This is a genomic window from Fibrivirga algicola, assembly GCF_011742925.1.
GTDB classification, from domain to species: Bacteria; Bacteroidota; Bacteroidia; order Cytophagales; family Spirosomataceae; genus Fibrella; species Fibrella algicola.
On the sequence record NZ_WAEL01000005.1, the window covers coordinates 22,557 to 41,534 of the forward strand.

Below are 18,978 nucleotides of genomic sequence, written 5' to 3' on the forward strand. Positions count from 1 at the left end.
GCAAGCTCGTAGATAAAAGAATGACAACCAGGCAACTGGTTGTCATTCTTTTTATGTGTGATACGCAATCAACCCGTCGATAGGCACCTGAACGAAGCGGCCTGCCAGCAGATGCCGTTCAGACAGGAGATCCTGAAGAAAATCGGAGAAGAAATAAGCTACTGAGCCCACAAAATGAATCGGAAACTGGTCATAATCGGGCATTCGGGTAAGGTAGAGGGTCAGAAAATCGGCAAAGGCGGTGCGTACGAGTGCCTGTACAAAGGGACTCTGACGATGCTCAGCTAAAAATGGCACGAAGTGTGCGAAGTATCGATTAGGGTACGGCTTGTTATAAGCGTGGTCCAGTACAGTCAGTCGATCGAGGTTGTACTGGTCTGCAAACGCGTTGTGCAGGTCGGTGGGTAAGTTGCCATGAAGAAAAGCGGTGACCAACCGTTTGCCCAAATTGCCGCCGCTGCCCTCGTCACCGAGCCAGAAGCCCAGCGAATAACTGGGCGTCGTGATGGTTTGGCCGTCGAAAAAGCAAGTGTTGGAGCCAGTTCCGAGAATACAGACGATACCCGGTTCGGTACCAGATGCCCCGCGGGCTGCACCCAGCATATCGCTAGCTACTTCAATTAAGGTAGCCACAGGAAGTATTGATTGTAGGGCATTGGCAATTCGGGTGTTACTGTCGGGGCCGGTGCAGCCAGTGCCATAGAAGTAAACCGTACAGGGTGCTGTCAGGGTTGGTAAGTCAGGCAGCAACTGCGTTTGTAAGGTTTGCCGAAGCTGGGCTTCGTCCTGAAAGTAAGGGTTCAGCCCATCGGTTCGGATAGCGAGTGTTGGCTGCCCGGGGCGAATAAGGCGCCATTCAGTTTTAGTGGAGCCGCTATCCGCAATTAGTTTAGTGTTCATTCGTTAATCAAATCAATACCCCAACAGCCTTAAACCGCTGAAATACAAGCTCAGAATGGGGGGCGTCGGCTAGTTCGTCAGTAAGGTCCTGTCCAGCCCAGTGTTCATAGTGCTTTCCGTTACGCCATAGCCGCGATGCACCTACGTCGTAGATGAGACCCTGGTAGGCGCACCATATTTCATCGCGGTCATTGCCGTTGCGCAACGCTAGCTGAGATCTTGAGTAATGGGGTAAATGGGCAGGGTATTGCATAGCGAACCATTTAGTCACTCCCACAAAAATAACGGGAAGTACCTTTGTCTATTTACTGAATATACATGTACCTTTAACATTCGGGTCAGATGCATGAAAGGCTTATGAAAAAGACACAATACACACTCTTACTTGCGCTTAGCACAATTTTCTATGTCCTTACGAGCTGCAAGGGAACGGAACCTGCCGTACCTGTCGCCGATCGGATTAAAAACAACTACGTAGCTGCATCAGTGCTGGAAGGTAGCACAACGGTGTATACAAGCGGTGGTACGTCGAACACAAAGCCTGGCTACTCCCAGTTTCGGCTTAACCTCTCGAATCCACCGGCCGTAACCTATACCGCCGTCGACGGCAGTGTATTTACGGGTACCTACACAGTAGTAGGTGATAACCAGATCGTTCTAAGCGGGCTGACACCTCAGCCATCCGGCACGAACGGCACCATCACGTTTACGATTACAAACCTGGCCGACGGTACCGTGACGCTGACGCGTACAACGCCCGATCAGAAAACGGGCAACACAACAAACGTATATAACCTACGGAAGGGGTAACCGTCCGCAACTTATTCAATACCGAGGCCGTTCCGTTAAACTGGAACGGCTTTTTTGATATGACTACACTTGACACTATCGGCGAAATCGGTTTAATCGATCGCATTCGGAAAGAGACCCCATCGCCCGTGCAGCCCGGCACTATTCGGGGCATCGGTGATGATGCCGCTGTCTTCGCCCTTTCCGACTCAGAATTCGGCTTGCTGTCTACTGATATGTTGCTGGAAGGCATCCACTTCGACCTAACCTACATGCCACTTCGGCACCTGGGCTTTAAAGCCGTAGCCGTAAACGTATCTGACATTGCGGCCATGAATGGCTTGCCCACGCAGATCACCGTCAGCCTGGGATTGAGTAGCCGGTTTACCGTTGAGGCCGTCGACGAGCTATACGCGGGTATCCGGGCTGCTTGCGACGCGTATAAAATCGACCTGGTTGGTGGCGACACTGCATCATCGCGCTCGGGCTTGGTGATTTCCGTGTCGGTGCTGGGGCAGGTACCCAAAGACCGCATTACGTACCGCAACACCGCCCAGCCCAACGATGTGATCTGTGTTACGGGCGATCTGGGCGCGGCGTACCTGGGCCTGCAACTGCTGGAACGCGAAAAGCAGGAATACCTGGCCAACCCCGATATGCAGCCTGCGCTGTCTGAAGAGAGAGCCTATCTGATTCAGCGGCAATTACGGCCCGACGGACGAACCGACATCATTCATGAACTGCGCGATCTGGCCATTGTGCCCACCGCCATGATCGATATCTCTGATGGATTGGCCTCTGAACTGCTGCACCTTTGCTCGCAGTCGGGAACGGGGGCGGTTATTTTCGATGAGAATATTCCGCTCGACGATCAGACGTACCTGGCTGCCGAAGAATTTAAAATCAGCCCGATTACCGCCGCGCTGAATGGGGGCGAAGACTACGAACTGTTGTTCACTGTGAAACCGCAGGAATTTGAGAAGCTAAAAAACCACAGTCGCATTACTGCCGTTGGCTACATGACCAATACCCCCGACCGTGTGGTGTTGGCCACAAAAGCTGGGCAGCAAACACAGATCAAGGCACAGGGCTGGAACCGTTAGAAAAAAGGTTCGTGCGTATATTTGGAACTTACTGTGTTCCTTCGATTAATTCAGGTTATGAAAAAAAAGGTTGATGTGGCGGTTATCATTTACGGTAAGCCCAATCACACGATTATTGCGATTAAAAGTATTCTGGAACATAGCAGACAGCATATAGATAAAATATACCTGTCGTACGAATACCGCCAGCCACATAACGATTGGGGCGGCCTGCACAAAATAGTCGATTATTTCAAAGGCGATCCCGTAACGTTTGTTATTCACCGCCCCACTTACTTTCTGGCGCCCGATACCCACGATGTAGAACGTACCCGCACCGACGAGCGGTACCGGCACAGTATCATGTTTCAGTACGCGCTGGAAAAAACTGATAAGCCGTATCTCTGCGTCATTCATAACGACCTGCTGTTTCACCGCGACATGATCGGTGATATGCTGGCTACGTATGAAAAACAGCCCGAACTGGCTGGTATTGGCTCTATTGGCCAGTGCTGGAGCTGCCCGGCGTCGCATGCCTTTGCCAATCGGTGTTCGTCGACGACGATGCACCTGTACGTACCCGATAGGCAGGAAGCGGTTGAGCTGCACAAGAATTACAATACGCCCCGGAAAGTACTTGACATACAGGTAATTGAAGCGGGGCGTGTGCACCCGCTGCCCGAATGCCGGCTGAATGAGTACTGTGCCCTGATCAATATTGATACCTACCGGAAAAACACCTTACCGGTTGGTCCTGTTGGCTGTTATGGCGGGGGGTGGCGCGGTGCCGATATGGCTACGGTCTGGTTCCACGAGATGTTCAACCGCGGCTTTAAATTCCAGCATATTGTGCTGGAAGACTACCTAACCCACGCCCCATTTGAAGAAAGCGGCAGTGGCAGCATTGCCTACGATAAGGTTGATCGCTACTGGCAGGCCGAAGAACGGGCTAAGGCGTACATCGATACCAACTACCCTAAAAAAGCTGATTTTGGCTTCAACGTGTGGCTCAACACTGCCTGGGATAATGCCCGGCGCGAAGCCTGGTTGCTGACCATTCGTAGCGTAGGAGTGGCTAAACGGCTGGTTGGCCGTAACTAGCCCGAGACCTACTGGTTCCGGTACCAGCCGGCGTACATGACGTAGTTGTTGGCGGTGCGCATGAAGACCTCAGCCTGCTCGGGCGACACGGCCTTGAGCAGGCGGGCCGGATTGCCAGCGTAAATACTGCCTGGCGGTACAATGGTATTCTGCGTAACGATGGCCCCTGCGGCAATGATCGACCCGGTGCCAATGACGGCCCCGTCCATCACAATGGCTCCCATCCCGATCAGTACCAGATCTTCGATGGTACACCCATGAACGATTGCATTGTGGGCAATGGATACGTAATTGCCAATGGTTGTTGCTGTTTTCTGGTAAGTACAGTGAATGACCGCCCCATCCTGTACGTTGCAGCAGTCGCCCAGCCTGATCTGGTTGACGTCGCCACGAACCACGGCGTTGAACCACACGGTACAATCACGGCCCATCACAACGTCACCTACTACGGTGGCGTTATCGGCGATCCAGCACGAGTCATCAAATTGGGGGGAAATGCCGCGAACAGGTCGAATCAGGGCCATAGTGATTGTAAAAGTGAATTGCTGCAAAGGTCGTAAAGAGAATCGTTGCCGGTATGGTATACCCCATAAAAAAAGCGGTGTTGACCTGTCAGCCAACACCGCTTACGCCTCAATCGTCCGCTCTATTTTTTGTCAGTAGCCTTTTTGACGAGCTTTTCCATCGAATCGGTCACGTCGTCGACAAGGCGGTTCGTTTCGCGACGTACCTGACGGAAGTCACTTTCTGACGTACGCTGCACTTTGTAGGCCTGATCGGTCAATTGCCGCCGTTTCTCCTGAAGGTCTTTCTGGGCATCTTCCCGGGCCTTACGGGCCGACCGATTTTCGTTCGGTACGTCGGCCTTCAACTCGTCCATCTTTTTGTCGATTTTCGAAATCTCGTCGTCGATCTCCTCGATCAGATCCTGACGGTCGTTAGTGAAGCGATCATTATTGCCTGAACGACCTCCGGCGTTCATTTCGCTGCGACCACCGCTGTTCATCATTCCGCCACCCCGATTTGGGTCGTTTTGGTTCGATGATCTGTCTGCCTGCGAATAAGACCGGTCCTGACTGTTCCGATTCTGATTATCCATCATCGATGAATCGCTACCAGATCCGTTCATGTTCCGGCTGTCCTGATCCTGCCGCATTCCCTGCTGGCTCCGCGAGTTAGTGTTGTAACTGTCATTACCACTTCCCGACCTGTTGTTGTACGAATCATAGCCGTTCGACTGATTCGATCCCATCCGACGATCATCGTTCATGCGGTTGTCAGAATTCCTGTCACCGCTTTGTGAGCCATTATATTGGTCATTTCGTGACGAGTTCCGATCGTCATAGCTGTTTCGGTTGTCGCCACGATCCATATAGGCGTTGCGATTGTCGAAGCCACCGTTGTATGAATTACCGGAATTGTAAGAATTGCGATTGTCATTCCGATCATCGCTACGGTACGAGCGACCGTTCATGTCAGTGCTGTACCGGTCTGAACGACTGTTATCCCGATCGTCATTGTAAGAAGAACGGCCGTCGCGGTCAGGGCGGCTGTTGTACCGGTCATCTGAGTAGCGAGAATCATACCGATCGTCGTCGCGGCTGTACCGATCGTTCGACGAACGTGAGTCGTACCGATCATCGTCACGGCTATACCGATCGTCATCCCGATCTGCGTACGAGTCTGAATTGTACCGGTTGTTATACGAGGGTGAGTTTCGACGGCTATTGTCGTCTCCCGACCGGTACCGATTGTTGTAAGACCCGGAGCGTTCACGACTTGATACACGGTCGTCATCATCGCGGTCACGGTCGCTGTTTCGATCCGAGAACAGGCCTTTCAGCCCTTTGTTATCATCGTTCCGGTCGCTGGTGCGGCGGTCCCGATCAGTACGTGAGAAAAGGCCATCGCGGTCATCATCCCGACGGTCGGTAGTGCGGCTGCTACGATCCGAATCACGGTCGTTGCGCGAGAAAAGGCCTTCACGGTCGCTGTCTCGCCTGCGGTCGTCATCCCTATCTGAGCTACGTGCTGTCGATGGGGCTCTGTTTACAGAATTAGAATCTTTGTAAAGCCACCCCTCTACGGTGGCGCAGGATGATAAACTGGTAATGGCAGCTAACATAGCGCCTACTACCCACACCTTCTTTTTCATAACGTTGCTATTTTCACAAAAAAGCGGCCCAAAATTGGTGCCAATGCCAATTTTGGGCCGCTAAGCGCATTTTAGGTACGGGGAGTGTAGAAGTATTCTACAAAAACTGTAGAATATATTGCCTACTGCTTATTAAGTACCCAATGATGTAGTTAGGCGGTCTGATCATCCACTGTTGCGTCGGGAGCATTCTTCTTCACCGACTCAATACCATTATCACGGGCCGACGTGCTTTCATACATCTCGCTCGAGCCTATGATCTGACCATTTGTAGCTTTCAGGCTAAAGAAGGGCTTACCACTCGATGACTCTCTGCGCTCGAACCGGTTATCGTCCTGTGCATTGCGTTTTACCGACTCGATGCCATTTTCACAACCTGACTTTGAGGAATAGCCCTCGCTGCTTAGGATTGTCTGGCCGTTACCAGCTTTCAGATTGAATTGGAACTCGCCATTGGCGCGCTTGGTAATCACGAATTTTCCCATGGTTATTTAGTTAAGTATTTAGCGGAGGAATGAATAGTAAAGAAATAACTTTTTCCGTTGATTATACGCGTTAAAGTTATCCGTTCGGCAAACGAAGAAGCTGGTTTAGGGTGGTAAGGATGATCAGCTGGCAACAATTTGGCGCGACGCCACCCAGCGTATCATCGCTTGGAGGCTGCGTGTTTCTCCAGCAAGCGGATCGTATGCGTCAGTGACTTGGTATCGCCCCATTCTTCATGACCGGGAACCACGATTTTGGCGCTACCGAACCGAGCCATCACCCGCCGCATTGAGGTAGCCCACTGGTTGATGTTTGCATCGCCCACGAAGCCCATCCCAAAGGCCGCTGTGCTTTTCACGAAACAACCGCCGTGTAGAATCCGCTGCTTCGGTAGCCAGACCACGATGTTATCACTGGTGTGGCCTTCGCCGGGGAAATAGCACCGAATAGGTACGTTGCCGATGGTGAAGGTGGTATCGGCCGGGAGAATACCTTCTGGCAACGGGTACCCGTCTTTAACCGCCAGCTGAGCCGTTCGCGGTGTACTAATGACCCGGATGCCCGCTTTTTGCATCTCGCCAGTGCCGGCAACGCGATCGCCGTGGGCGTGGGTAACAATGCACAACCGAACAGGCTGGTGCAGGCTATCGGCCACCCATTGCAGTAGCTGACGCGTATTGTCGGTGTTGTCGCGCGTGTCCCAACCTGTATCAACCAGCACTACGCCGTCGTCTGTCCGGATGATGAGTCCGTTCGAGGGGGTGAAGCTGTTTTGGTATTCGCCATACGTAACGTGTACGTATACCCGGTCGGTCAGGGGCGTAACGGTGAGTTTGGGTTTCGACTGTGCATGGGCAAAACCAGTGAAGAGGAGAGCGAAAATGAGTGTAGTGAGCGTGCGCATTGGCCGGAGGAGAAAGCGCTAATTTACAACGCTGATGCATTATATGAGGCGAAATGGCTGACGTATAGCCGTTCGACTAAGTACCAGCCATTTCGCCTCATAAATACAGCATGAACTCAACTGCGCATGTAGCAATCAGTTAAACGATTGCCTGAATGCCAGTGGCGACTGGGCAGTTTTGCTCTTGAACAGTTTGCTGAACGACTGCGAATGCTCGAAACCCAGCTCGTAGGCAATTTCCGTAACGGTTAACTCAGTGGTCGATAACCGTTCTTTCGCCTTCTCGATCAGCTTATCGTGGATGTGTTGCTGTGTGCTCTGGCCAGTCAGTACTTTCAGCAAGCCACTTAGGTAGTTGGGTGACACATTGAGCGCATCGGCCACGAATTGAACGGTGGGTAAGCCCCTTTTTGCCAACGCATCGCTGTTGATGTAATCGGTCAGAACGGTTTCGAGCCGGTCGAGGAGCTGATAATTCGTGATTTTGCGGGTGATAAACTGCCGGTGATAAAACCGGTCGGCATAGGTCAGCATGAGCTCCAGCTGCGCAATGATCACATCCTGACTGAAGGTGTCGATGGGGGAGTGGTATTCCTGCGCAATCTGTTGCATCAGCCCCGAAATCATTGTCTCTTCCTTATCCGACAGGTGCAGGGCTTCGTGTACGGCATAGCTGAAATAGTCGTACTGCCTGATCTTTTTGGCCAGCGGGGTATTCCACAGAAAATCGGGATGAATCAGCAACAACCAGCCCGTATGGGATAACTCGGCTTGGGCTTCGATGGTAAACACCTGACCGGGTGAAACGAAGAACAGTACACCTTCATCAAAATCGTACGCCTGCTGCCCGTATTTCATCTTGCCGTTGAAATTTCGTTTCAGGGCGATGGAGTAAAAATCCTGAACGATGCTGGTCGACTTCTCGCACGAAAACCCTTTGATCGATTCAAAATTGATCACGCTGATCAACGGATGCTCCGGCTTCGGCAAGTGCCTGCTCTGGTGATACTCGGTAATCGTTTTCAGGCGAAGCGGCTGTCCATTTTTCATAGGTACGTTGAGTTGGTAGTGATCAGGTGGTTTTGCTGTGTGTTGCTAGGCTTCGGCAACGTACGGCGTGAAACCCTACACCAGGCAATCTACAAGGTAAACAACGCCTTCAACCCTTCCCGAAGCGACGCCGGTTTGCGCCCAAGCAGGTGTTCAAGATCAGCGCTTACTGTATCTTCCTGCCCGTTTTTGATGTCGGTCATGAAGCCAATCATACGCTGAACCCTGAACTCGGGCAATCCCCGCTGTTGCATCTGCTCAGCAAAGGCTACCGCTGGCGTATCCGTATAACGTACCTCTCTACCGGATAGGTCTGTCAGCATAGTCGCCACATCGCTGAAAGAATACGATTCGCTGCCCGTCAGTTCATAGACCGTGTTATCCGTACCCGGCGTAAGCAGAGCATTGGCCATTGCTTCGCCCATTTCGCTTCGAAGCGCAAAGGCCACCCGCCCTTCACCCGCTGGCAGGTAAATGCCCCTGTCGAACACCGCTGGACCCACAAATAGCGGAATGGTGTCCATGTAGAGAATATTTCGAAACAGCGTGTAGGCCAGTCCGCTCGCTTTAATGTAATCTTCCGTCTGGAAATGACCTTCCATTAACTGATTCGCCAGCGTGCTCCGGTCTTTCAACGCCCGACTGGTATAGGCAATCCGCTGAACGCCGGCTTTTTTCGCGGCGTCGACCACCCGCTGGTGTTGCCGAAGCCGGTTGTCTTCATCGGTTCCGGCAATCAGCAGTACCGTGTCGATTCCCGCCATTGCCTGGTCGAGTGAAGCAGGATCGTCGTACGTACCCAGCCGGATAGATATACCGCGTTCGGCCAGATGGCTAGCCTTCTGCTCATCGCGAACCAACGCGGCAAGCTGGGAAAAAGGCAGTTTTTTGAGTAAAGCCTCGATAACGGAAGCGCCAAGCTGGCCCGTTGCGCCGGTTACAAGAATCATAGTGTTGGTTGTTGACATGGAGCTACGCTGCTACTGATCCGTTATACACCGCCGCAAATTCCGTGGCGAACTCCTCCAGTTTTACCTTTCCCTGCGGTGTCGACTGGTGCAGGTCGTAATCGCGTCGCATACTGCCTGAGTGAATACTGGCACCCAAATCGACCAGATCGGCGGCAATACTGGCTGGGACGCCACTGGCCTCCATACCGCTGCGCGCCTGCTCATCGGTGAACGTGACCCACGTTAGCGTTGGTTTGCCAATGGCGGCACCCAGTACGTGCGCAATCTCGGCACAGGTGCGATCATCGCTGGCAATGTAACGTACCGACTGGCCCGTAGCCGCTGTGGTCAGCTCGTCGGCCGCAACAAGGGCAATATCGATGGGAGCCACCATTACCAGCTTGTCGTCGCCGCCGTAGTTAGCACCCATGAAGCCCATGCCATTGATCATGTCGACCTGGGTGAACAGGTTGTAATAGAAGAACGCCGGGCGTAGCAGGGTCACATTCACGTTTGGCAACGCCGTCAGCATGCCTTCAATATCATGCGCCCCAAGAATAACGCCGGTGCCCTCGGTCAGGTCGGCGCCGTAGCTGCTGAGGTAAACTACCCGCTTTACGCCCGACTGCTCGATGGCCTGCACGTAGGTACGTCCGATGCGCCCGTAATAGGCCCGCAGGTCAGGTACGTTATAGTTGGGCGGTACCATCGCGTACACGGCGTCGGCACCGGTAAACGTGATTGTCAGAAAGTCGGGGTCGTCGAGCGTGCCGATAGCGGCAATTGCGCCCAGCGCCTCAATGGCGGCCTGTTTGTCGGGGTTGCTGCTGATTACCGTGACGGTATGCCCTTGCTGGACAAGCGCTTCGGTCAGTGGTTTGCTGATATGGCCCAGCGAGCCGGTTACTACAAGGTTCATCGTCGTTGATTTTTGACAAAGGTCCATCGCTGCGGACAACCAACTGTAACCGAATCTATGGTCGTTGTATCCGAAACCACGTACGTAACGAAGTACAGAACCGAACTACCGACTGGTGTAGCCCGCGACAGGACAGGTACGTTTCCGGCAACCAGCAACGTACCTGGTTCACCGGATACCACGGTTGGCCACCCGGTATGTGTGACCGCTACAACCGTGCGCCCTGAATCAGGATAGCCGCCCGAACTGATTGCTCTTTCAGGTGCAGAAACTGCTTTCGGCTCTCGTCCTGCGAAAAAGCCCTGAAATCCTGCTCGGTCTCAAAGCGTACGAAATGGATTTCATACGGCTTTTCCATCAACTGCTCGTCAATAAACGCCTCGTCAGTGGGACGTACCCGCAACAAAAGCTGCCCGTTGTACTTCGCAATAAGCGGAATGGCTACGTCCTCAAACTCATGGAATACCGCTTCCTGCCCTTCGTTAACGTAAATTAGCTGCGTGAAGTAGATCATGATTGCGTTAGGTTATCAGCAAGTTAGCAAACGAGTTGGGCAAGCCCATCGCTACGTAACGGATTAAACGTAGCTACGTACCCGCCATCTGAGCCTTCCTCGTATTACCTCAGAAACGCCAGATCAACTGCGTTTACACGCCGACGCTGTAGGCCTTGTAATTCAGCGTTTGCGAGGTGTGGTTCACCGCTGGTTTGTAGAAAGAATACGACGCCGTGGGCTGAACCAGCAGCGACAGGCGCGATGTGAACCGGTAATCGCCCCCGCGCCAACTACGCCTTCTAGCCAGAGGTGATAGTCTGTAAACGCTTTGCTTTGGGACAACACGATACCCGCCGAAAAATAGGACGATAACCGCTGCCCTATCATCTGATAGCTACTCTTGCTTCGGGCCGAATTGATGCTGGTACTTGGGCCGGTAGAATGTAATGCCTTCAATGAAGTCGAAATCTTTCTTGTTGAAGGTAAACAATTCAACTGGGTACGTCAGGGCCGTTGCTGCAATCAGCATGTCGGCAATGCCGGGGCGTTTTGTGTGGTGTTCCCAGGTTAATCGAAGAAGCGTGCGGGAAATTTCTGCATCCAGGCCAATGATATTGAATTTGTTAATGGTCTCTGTTGTCTTCCGCCGCTCTGTTCGCTTCATACCGACATACATCTCTGCTTCTGATATTACGCTGAGGGCCAGCCGAGAGAAACCGAGTTCATCAAGTTCCTGTAGCATGACGGGCGTACCTCGGAAATACTCAAACAAGACGTTTGAATCACAAAGGACTATCTTCTTTTGGGCCATGCTGCCTTACGAATAGACTCCATTGTGCGCTCGTCTTTCGCCCATATGCCGCCGAACGAAGCAGGGGTTTCGGTGGGGCTAGCATTACCAGTACGCAGAAATGGAATGGGCGTCTCTACCTGAGCGTCTATGCCATTCTCGCCCAGCAGCTTAAGGGCTTTGGCTAAATCATTATCGCTGACGAGTAAGGTCTTCATTGGTCTTTGTGCTATGCTACAAGTATACAACAAATTTCGCCCCGTTAATGGCTCAGCAGCGTAGCACCGGTGGCTATCCAGCAACGTACCTGCCGCGCTTAGCATTAGGCCCTACCGGAATCGTGTTACCTTATAACCGCCAGATCAATTGCGTCTGCGCGCCAAAGCTGTAGGCTTTGTAGTTCAGCGTTTGTGAGGCGGGGTTGACAGCCGGTTTGTAGAAAGAGTACGAAGCCGTGGGCTGAATCAGTAGCGACAGGCGCGAGTTGAAGCGGTAGTCTACCCCCGCGCCAACTACGCCTTCCGTCCAGAGGTGATCGGCTGTAAACGTTTTGCTTTTGGCGAAAATGACACCCGCCGAAAAATAGGGCGATAGCCGCCGATCCGTTAGCCAGTAATTCACCAGAACGGGCACTTGCCATCCCTCACTGGTGAAGGGTGAGGGGTCACCAGGCCCTTGCCAATTCGCTATCCGAGCCGTGTTCCGGTAATACAACGCCCCGACCGACACATCCCATTTCGGCGTGACATGATACCGCGCCGTTAGCCCAACCGACGAAACCGTACTACGGATATCCGCCGGAATCAGCGTTCTCGACCCGTTGGGGTTGAGGACATCAACCTGATAACTAGTCTTGGTTGCGTTAAGCCAGTAAGCGGGCGCGATCGATACCCAGCTTCGAGCCAAAACGCCCGTCATGCATGCGCCCAGCAGAGCAACCGAAATTGGACTAAAACCGAATTGCTTATTATAAATAATAAAACTTACTGTATACTTATTGATAAGCTTAGGGCTTATAATTTAGGACTTTTTCTATATCTGATCCCCGAACAACGGGTCTCCCTAATTTAATATCTAAGTCTTGAATTCTTATTTTGGGGAAGTTTATTCCGTTTGGCCCCTTAATTCCATCGTAATTTAAAATGTATAATTGAATTTCAAGTTTATCATATAAATTTAAAAGTTTGCTGAACCAGTCTTCAGACATAAAAACCTCACTCTTTAATTGTTTAAAGTTTTTAGGGATTGGGTACTTTCCCCAGTATGGAATTACGTCGCTTAATACTTTGCAGATTTCTTCTTCTTCATTGCTGAATACCAAAGATTTAACCTTTTCAGATAAAAACAGAATATTATGCCCAGAAGAAATATCTCTATGTATAATTCCATCCTTAACGTATTCTGGATTTTCAGAAATCAATAATCCTTTAAATAGATTTTCTATTGCTAAACCCATTAATAGAAAATAAGTGCGAGAATAAAGTTTTCTATGATAATTTCCCTCATCGTGGGTAAGATAAACAATTAATTCGTTAGAATGATTTCTCCATAATATAAGAGATGCGTCTCTTAATTCCCTAGCATAATCAAACCAGTGTTCTGGAAATGCTCTCTTAATATATCTATCAATTCGTGATTTTTCCATTGTCTTTTTATAAACTTATTGACCTGTCATTCTAGGAAATATTCCAGCTTCTGCAATGCCGTAAAGCAGAAGTTGGAGTTTTTAAACTCATTCTATTCCACCACAACCCGCCCAGCGCCGTTGTAGCTGCGGAGTTCGGGGTTGTACATGGCGTCGGCGGCGGCGGGGCCTACGATGAAACGGCCTTTCGAGACGGCGCGGACCATGTAGTAGACGGTTTTGGTTTCTGAGCCGCCCACCGAGAGATAATAGTTGACCCGGTCGTCGCGGATGTCGAAGTAATCGATGGGCGAGGCGTTTTTGATCCAGTCGAGGGTGCGCTGTTCGGCGGTGCCGTTCTGGGCGGTGGCGCCGCTGAGGCGTGGGTTTTCTACCTCGAAACCGGCGGGCAGCAGGTCGGTCAGCACCACGTTCTTCACCGGTAAGCCCGATTGGCTGCTCAGGGTCAGCTTCACCACAACCAGGTCGTTTTGCTTGAAGCGCGTCTGCACGGCCCCATCGCGGCTCAGGTACGTCCGGCGCACGATCAGGCCACGGTCTTCGTCAAGAACCATCCCTGATGTCGGTACGCCTTCGCTTTGGCCGAAATAATACAGGCTTCCGCTGCCTTTGGCGGTCAGCGTCAGCGGTTGGCCGGTGGGGAGTCGGCGGAGGGTGACGTCGGTGCCGGTAAACGCACCCAAGGCTTTTCCAGCGGCGGTCAGCGTAGCGGTGGCGGTGCTGTTGGCGTTCTGCTTGGCCAGCTTGCCGAGGGCCAGAAACGCAAAAGCGGCCTCCTGCGTATTCAGGTAATCGGCCTGCTGCACCGCGCCAGCCAGTTGCCGGGCCAGCGTCGGAATCTGCAAATTGTCGGGATCGGTGTCGACCAGGTTGCTCAGCACCAGCGCCACGTTGCGGATCGGCGAGGCGTAACTGTCGCCGGTTTCGCGGCCCATCGTTCCGTCGGCAAACTGCTTCGGCAGGAGGGACGCGCTGCTTGCCTGATCGCCGAGGCGGGCGTAGGTCGTTGCCAGCAGGTAGCGTCCGTCGGTGGTGAGCAACGTACCGGCCGATTCCTTGTAGACGCTCATGGCGGCGCGGTTCGGTTTTTCGGCCAGCGCCAGCACATACAGGCCGTAGAGATTCGTCCGGCTCGCCACGGTGCGGTCGGTGCGTGACCCGTCTTCGTTCATCACCGACACCGTTTCGGTGCGGTTGTTGCCCGTCAGCGTCGTGAGGCGGTCAATGAGTTTGCTCTTCACCGTGGCGTTGGCTTCAAAACCCGCTTTTTCGGCTTCGACCATGAAATGCAGCGCATAGGCCGTGGCCCACGGGTCTTCCACGTTGTAGCCCGGCCAGAGCGTGACGCCGCCGTTGAACAGTTGCCGGTTTTCGATCTGCTGCAACGCCTGCTGAATGTTCGTCGCCGGGTTATAGTCCGACTCGCCATTGCGGACGAAGTAGACCGTGCCCTGCCGAACCGTTTTGGTCAGGTCGGCGAAGTAGAGCTGCGGAAACGCTTTCGAGATGGTCTGTTCCGTGCAGCCGTGCGGGTAGCCCAGCAAATAGCTCAGCGTTTTGGCGTACTGTACCACCGGCGACCGGCTGATGGTGAGGCTGCTGCGCGTGGTGCCAGGTAGGAAATTGCCCGTCAGCGTCAGGGCCTGGGTACGTCCACCCGCCACCACGCCCGCCACCGTGGTTTTCTGCAACGGCGCGGCGGGGCGAACGGTGATGTCGGTTTTCTCGACAAACGTTTTGCCCATCGCATTCACCGTCACCGTAATGTCGCCCGGTCCCACGCCGCCCGTAGCCCGGATGCGGAACGTCGTGCGGCTTTCGCGCCCCGGCTGAACGGTCAGCGACTGCGACACGCTGCGCCCCGAATCGGCCACCACCTGAAGCGGCCCGCTGACGGTGACTTTCGCCACCACCCCGGCGGCTTTGCTGGTGGTGTTGCTCAGGTTGACGGGCATGTTCAGCTCATCGCCGGGCGACAGAAAACGCGGAATGCCGGGGCTGATCACGATCGGGTCCGACACGGTCATGCCCTGCTCGCCCGACCCGAAGGCGTTGTCTTTGTAGGCTACGGCCATCACGCGCAACGTACCCGAGAACTGCGGAATGTCGATGGTGTATTCGGCTTCGCCCGAGCTGGTGGCTTTGAGTACGCCGCTCCAGAGCGCCACCAGTTGCACGCGCTTGTTGCTTAGCGGATTCACGCGCCGTTCCAGATCGTAGCCGTCACCGCCACTGCTCGATCGGCTGCGGAGCGACAGTTCGGGATACAGCAAGGCGTAGCCATCGGACGGGATCACTTCCAGCGCCCGTTTCTGGAAAAAATAACCGTGCGGATCGGGCGTTTTGAAGTTCTTCAACTGCAAAATCCCCTCGTCGACCACCGCCACTGTCACCGAGGCGTTGGCCTTCGTTTTCACGCGGATGGTCTGTTTCGTCTTGGAAAACGACTTCGCCACGGCCTCTATCGCCACCGGCAGTTTGGTATCGGGGTCGGTTACGGCCACCGAGGCAAAACCGTGGGCGACGGTCAGAGGGAGGTCGGTGCCGTCCATGGCGCGGATGAGCGTAGCCGTGACGTAGGCGTTGGGCAGGTGCTCGTCGTCGACGGAAAATGTCCATTCGGCGGCTTTGTTTTCGGTCGTTAACCAGCTGTGGGTCAGTACGCCGCTGCGCTCTACCGTCACCAGGATTTTCCCCTCGAACGGGGCTTTGAACAGGACTTTGACCTTATCGCCGGTTTCGTAGCTCGGCTTGTCGAATTCCATCAACACCTCGCCTTCGGTGCTCACTTCAAACGACGAAGCCGATGTGCTGCCGTAGCCATAGGCGTAGAAATCAGCCGCCGTGTACCCGACAGCGCCGGGGCGACGTACCCGTACCTCGTACTCACCCGAGACCGTGGGGACGTACCTGAACGGCATGGGTTTCGCGCCGAGACTCAGCGTGTTGGTGTACACGATCTTCTCGCGGCGTTTGCTGCTGTATTTGATCTGCCCGTCGGCCTGTTTTTCGGTCACGGTCTGGTAATCGTACCGCACCACGTCGACCTGCGCCTTCGCCGATTGCGGTTGCCCGTCCTTGTTCAGGCCTACGACCTCAACGGCCAGCGGCGTGTTGGTGGTCAGGTACGTATCGGCCAGCCGGATGCCGTAGAACACATCCTGCGTTTGCACATCCAGGCGGCGGAGGCGGTTCACGGGTCGGCCATTTTCGTCGAACACCGTCACGAACAGCTTGGCTTCGAGCAATCCAATGTCGCGGTAATCGGCGGGGATGGGGAAGCTCTCGGTAGCCTGTCCGGCGGCGTTGGTCCGGCCCTGCCGCAGCGTTTTCTCGAACGACGTGGGTACGCCCGTTGCCTCGGCAGGAATGCTGAACGTGTAGGCTCCGTAGCCTTTGGGGGCAAAGACGCGGCGTTTCAGTTGTAATTCCACTTCGTAAGCGCGGTCTGACGCGGGTGGCCCGAACAGGTTCTGCGCCGTAGCCGACAGCACGATCGTTTGCCCCGCCTTGTAGCTCTCCTGCGCCGTCTTCACGTCGACCTTGATGCGGTCGGGAATAAACTCTTCAATGCTGATGGCTTGGGAGGTCAGCAGCGTATTGCTGGCGTTCAGCACCTCCACGGTGTAGCTGCCCGTCACGGCGGCGGGGTCTACCGGTACGTCGGTTTGCACGGAGCCCTGCTCGTCGGTCACCTTGCGGAACACGCGGTACTCGCTGCCGTTGGGCATCAGCACGCGCACCGTCAGCGGAACCTCGGCCACTGTAGTTTTGCTGCCCGCTTCAGGGCGGATAACGGTGTTCAGGTGAATGGTTTCGCCGGGGCGGTAAATGTTGCGGTCGCCATAGACGAAGGCGTTCAGGCCCGTCGCATTCGTGCATTTGCCGTCCACCTCGAAGCGCGACGTTTCCACCTGCGTGTCGGTCAGGTGCAGGAAATTGAAGTCGTCGCCTGTCCGGGCCGTGAGCATGGCGATGGTGAAGCCTGGCGCTTTCTCCTGGATCTTCTCGAATTTGACAAAGCCCTTTCCGTCCGTCTTCAGCGTGTACACCGACTGGTTATTGCTGCTGATCAGCGAAATCTCCACGCCATCGAGCGGCTCGGCACTCTGGATGGAATTGGCCCAAACCAGCAGATCGGTATCCGTTTTCCGGGCAATCAGGCCAATATCCGAGATCGACACCAGTTGTGTCGCCGATACGTAGGCCTCGTCTTTCGACTGCACCGATACCAGATACGCGCCACGCAACGGCCGTTCCCGATCACCGCCGCCCTGCTCAGGAATGGACAGGTTCAGCGCCGACACACCGCGCACTTTCGGCAAATCGCTCGTCTGTACCGTCTTGTCGACCAGCACGCTGCTCAGGTCGCCTTCTTCGTCGTTGCCGTAGGTATACGTACCCGACGGACCCCAGGTCGCATTTTCGCCACTGCCCTGCTGCACGTAGGCCTCGTAGCGGTTATTTTTCAGGTAATGCAGCAGGTTGTTTTCGTACAGCCGCGCAATTTTTACCTGCACTTTTTCCACGTTCGTAATGCTCAGTCCCACATTTCGCGACCCTTTCGACGATAGGTAAAGCGCGTTTTTCGTGGCGAATTGCAGTCCGGCGGGCATTTTTCCGAAAAACATATCGCGCGTAACGGGCTCATCGAGTTTGGTATTCAGTACGCCGCGCATGGCCTCGGTGAAAGTGATCACGTAGGTGTCTGTCTCGTTGAAATCGCCTTTGATCAGCAGGCCGTTGTCGGTGAGTTCGGCGGTGGTGGCCAGAGCGGGCTGAATGGTGTAGTACTGGCTCAGGTTCTGGGTTGGTTGTAGCGTTTGGGTCGTCACCACGCGCACCGTTCCCTGCCGATTGGCATAGCCCGTTTGCACGTCTACCACCTCCAGCTTCGCGCGGGTAGGCAGCGTGGCGGTTTGCTCAATGGCCTCGGTGCTCGTATAGGCCGTGTTGGGCACTTTCACGCCTTTATCGACGGTCAGGATCAGCGGCTGCTCATTGTCGGCACTGGGCGCGTCGGTCAGGGTCACCACCAGGCCGCCGCCCGAGAGTGCATCGCCCTGCGCCTGAATCGGTCCCGCCGTTACGGTCGCTTCGTCCGCTTTGATGCCCAGCCGGGAAGCTACCTCCGCCGCCGAAACCGGGTAGTTGAACCGAAGCCGCGTTTTGGCCACCGGCTGTCCCGACGTACCTGTACCGTTGCCCGTCGCGCGTGTCCACCACGTTTCGGTACCGACCAGTTGCAGGTAGGGCGTATGAAATTCGATTTCCTCACCCGATACGCTCAGGTCTTTGTCGGTGGCATTCCTGAGCAGCTCTTTCGACAGTTCGGCGCGGTAATTCGTGGCCGGATCGAAGGCCGTAGCGGGCGAAAACACCAGCTCGCTCGGCGACGTCCATTTGAATTGCCCTTTCACAGCGGGCTTAAACGTGATGTAGGGCGTTGACTCCCATACGTCGGCCTGCGCGCCGTTCCCATCCGGTCCGACGTTTTTGTTAAAGGAAAAAACCAGGTTTTGCGACTGCTGAATCTCGTCTTCGAAGTTCTGGCCAACCACCGAAACAGTATTCGATAAACGGGCGCAGTGCGACAGCGTCAGCGTGACGGTCAGGAGTGCCAGCCACAGGCGGGCAGAGGCAGAAAAGGACATGAATGGTACAGGTTTATGCTGCTAATAAACGCAGAAAACCAGTGCCTTTCGCGTATG

At 54.2% G+C, this 18,978-nt stretch carries 19 protein-coding genes; 4 read left to right on the forward strand and 15 right to left on the reverse strand.

Annotated elements, in window-relative coordinates; translation table 11 throughout:
* Positions 1-51: 51 nt before the first annotated feature.
* Entirely contained in the window at positions 52-900 is an 849-nt protein-coding gene (locus F7231_RS14250) for an N-acetylglucosamine kinase (RefSeq protein ID WP_166692385.1), read from the reverse strand.
* Between the two features lie 7 nt (positions 901-907).
* Positions 908-1,153: a cytochrome b5 domain-containing protein gene (locus F7231_RS14255; RefSeq protein ID WP_166692386.1), complete on the reverse strand. Its 246-nt coding sequence runs from the start codon at positions 1,151-1,153 to the stop codon at positions 908-910.
* A gap of 104 nt (positions 1,154-1,257) precedes the next feature.
* On the opposite strand from F7231_RS14255, the gene F7231_RS14260 reads away from it, so the two are divergent.
* The 3 genes from F7231_RS14260 to F7231_RS14270 are packed head-to-tail and all read left to right on the forward strand — an operon-like array spanning position 1,258 to position 3,872.
* A complete protein-coding gene (locus F7231_RS14260) occupies positions 1,258-1,710 on the forward strand; it encodes a hypothetical protein (RefSeq protein WP_085411563.1) in 453 nt (150 codons plus the stop codon).
* 59 nt (positions 1,711-1,769) lie between these two features.
* Positions 1,770-2,792 carry a thiamine-phosphate kinase gene (thiL, locus tag F7231_RS14265; protein ID WP_085411562.1) on the forward strand — a complete coding sequence of 341 codons (1,023 nt, stop codon included), beginning with the start codon at positions 1,770-1,772 and terminating at the stop codon, positions 2,790-2,792.
* Between the two features lie 57 nt (positions 2,793-2,849).
* Positions 2,850-3,872: a hypothetical protein gene (locus F7231_RS14270; RefSeq protein ID WP_085411561.1), complete on the forward strand. Its 1,023-nt coding sequence runs from the start codon at positions 2,850-2,852 to the stop codon at positions 3,870-3,872.
* Between the two features lie 8 nt (positions 3,873-3,880).
* On the opposite strand, the gene F7231_RS14275 is transcribed toward F7231_RS14270, so the two are convergent.
* The 7 genes from F7231_RS14275 to F7231_RS14305 all read right to left on the reverse strand — a co-directional run bounded on the left by F7231_RS14275 (position 3,881) and on the right by F7231_RS14305 (position 10,336).
* A complete protein-coding gene (locus F7231_RS14275; RefSeq protein ID WP_166692387.1) occupies positions 3,881-4,396 on the reverse strand; it encodes a gamma carbonic anhydrase family protein in 516 nt (171 codons plus the stop codon).
* 122 nt (positions 4,397-4,518) lie between these two features.
* On the reverse strand, positions 4,519-6,027 hold the full coding sequence (locus F7231_RS14280) for a hypothetical protein (RefSeq protein ID WP_166692388.1): 1,509 nt from the start codon (positions 6,025-6,027) through the stop codon (positions 4,519-4,521).
* 152 nt (positions 6,028-6,179) lie between these two features.
* Entirely contained in the window at positions 6,180-6,512 is a 333-nt protein-coding gene (locus tag F7231_RS14285; RefSeq protein ID WP_085411558.1) for a YegP family protein, read from the reverse strand.
* Between the two features lie 161 nt (positions 6,513-6,673).
* Complete coding sequence (bla, locus tag F7231_RS14290; RefSeq protein WP_166692389.1) at positions 6,674-7,417, reverse strand: subclass B1 metallo-beta-lactamase; 744 nt, start codon at positions 7,415-7,417, stop codon at positions 6,674-6,676.
* A gap of 135 nt (positions 7,418-7,552) precedes the next feature.
* Positions 7,553-8,467 carry a helix-turn-helix domain-containing protein gene (locus F7231_RS14295; protein ID WP_166692390.1) on the reverse strand — a complete coding sequence of 305 codons (915 nt, stop codon included), beginning with the start codon at positions 8,465-8,467 and terminating at the stop codon, positions 7,553-7,555.
* 89 nt (positions 8,468-8,556) lie between these two features.
* Entirely contained in the window at positions 8,557-9,417 is an 861-nt protein-coding gene (locus F7231_RS14300; protein ID WP_166692391.1) for an SDR family oxidoreductase, read from the reverse strand.
* A gap of 22 nt (positions 9,418-9,439) precedes the next feature.
* Positions 9,440-10,336 (reverse strand): NAD(P)H-binding protein, encoded by an 897-nt coding sequence (locus F7231_RS14305; protein ID WP_166692392.1) that lies wholly within the window; start codon positions 10,334-10,336, stop codon positions 9,440-9,442.
* Positions 10,337-10,393: 57 nt separating this feature from the next.
* On the opposite strand from F7231_RS14305, the gene F7231_RS14310 reads away from it, so the two are divergent.
* The gene (locus tag F7231_RS14310) at positions 10,394-10,573 is read left to right on the forward strand and encodes a hypothetical protein (RefSeq protein WP_166692393.1); all 180 of its coding nucleotides are present in this window, start codon (positions 10,394-10,396) and stop codon (positions 10,571-10,573) included.
* Here F7231_RS14310 and F7231_RS14315 read toward each other — a convergent pair.
* The 6 genes from F7231_RS14315 to F7231_RS14340 all read right to left on the reverse strand — a co-directional run bounded on the left by F7231_RS14315 (position 10,545) and on the right by F7231_RS14340 (position 18,921).
* The gene (locus tag F7231_RS14315) at positions 10,545-10,850 is read right to left on the reverse strand and encodes a DUF1330 domain-containing protein (RefSeq protein WP_166692394.1); all 306 of its coding nucleotides are present in this window, start codon (positions 10,848-10,850) and stop codon (positions 10,545-10,547) included. The genes F7231_RS14310 and F7231_RS14315 overlap by 29 nt on opposite strands.
* A 376-nt stretch (positions 10,851-11,226) precedes the next feature.
* A complete protein-coding gene (locus tag F7231_RS14320; protein ID WP_262889672.1) occupies positions 11,227-11,643 on the reverse strand; it encodes a type II toxin-antitoxin system VapC family toxin in 417 nt (138 codons plus the stop codon).
* Positions 11,625-11,840: a hypothetical protein gene (locus F7231_RS14325; protein ID WP_166692396.1), complete on the reverse strand. Its 216-nt coding sequence runs from the start codon at positions 11,838-11,840 to the stop codon at positions 11,625-11,627. Before F7231_RS14325 ends, F7231_RS14320 begins: the two co-directional genes overlap by 19 nt.
* Before the next feature lie 130 nt (positions 11,841-11,970).
* Positions 11,971-12,642 (reverse strand): outer membrane beta-barrel protein, encoded by a 672-nt coding sequence (locus F7231_RS14330; RefSeq protein WP_310589338.1) that lies wholly within the window; start codon positions 12,640-12,642, stop codon positions 11,971-11,973.
* Positions 12,629-13,267 carry a hypothetical protein gene (locus F7231_RS14335; RefSeq protein WP_166692398.1) on the reverse strand — a complete coding sequence of 213 codons (639 nt, stop codon included), beginning with the start codon at positions 13,265-13,267 and terminating at the stop codon, positions 12,629-12,631. Before F7231_RS14335 ends, F7231_RS14330 begins: the two co-directional genes overlap by 14 nt.
* A gap of 92 nt (positions 13,268-13,359) precedes the next feature.
* Positions 13,360-18,921 carry an alpha-2-macroglobulin family protein gene (locus F7231_RS14340; RefSeq protein WP_166692399.1) on the reverse strand — a complete coding sequence of 1,854 codons (5,562 nt, stop codon included), beginning with the start codon at positions 18,919-18,921 and terminating at the stop codon, positions 13,360-13,362.
* Positions 18,922-18,978 lie beyond the last annotated feature (57 nt).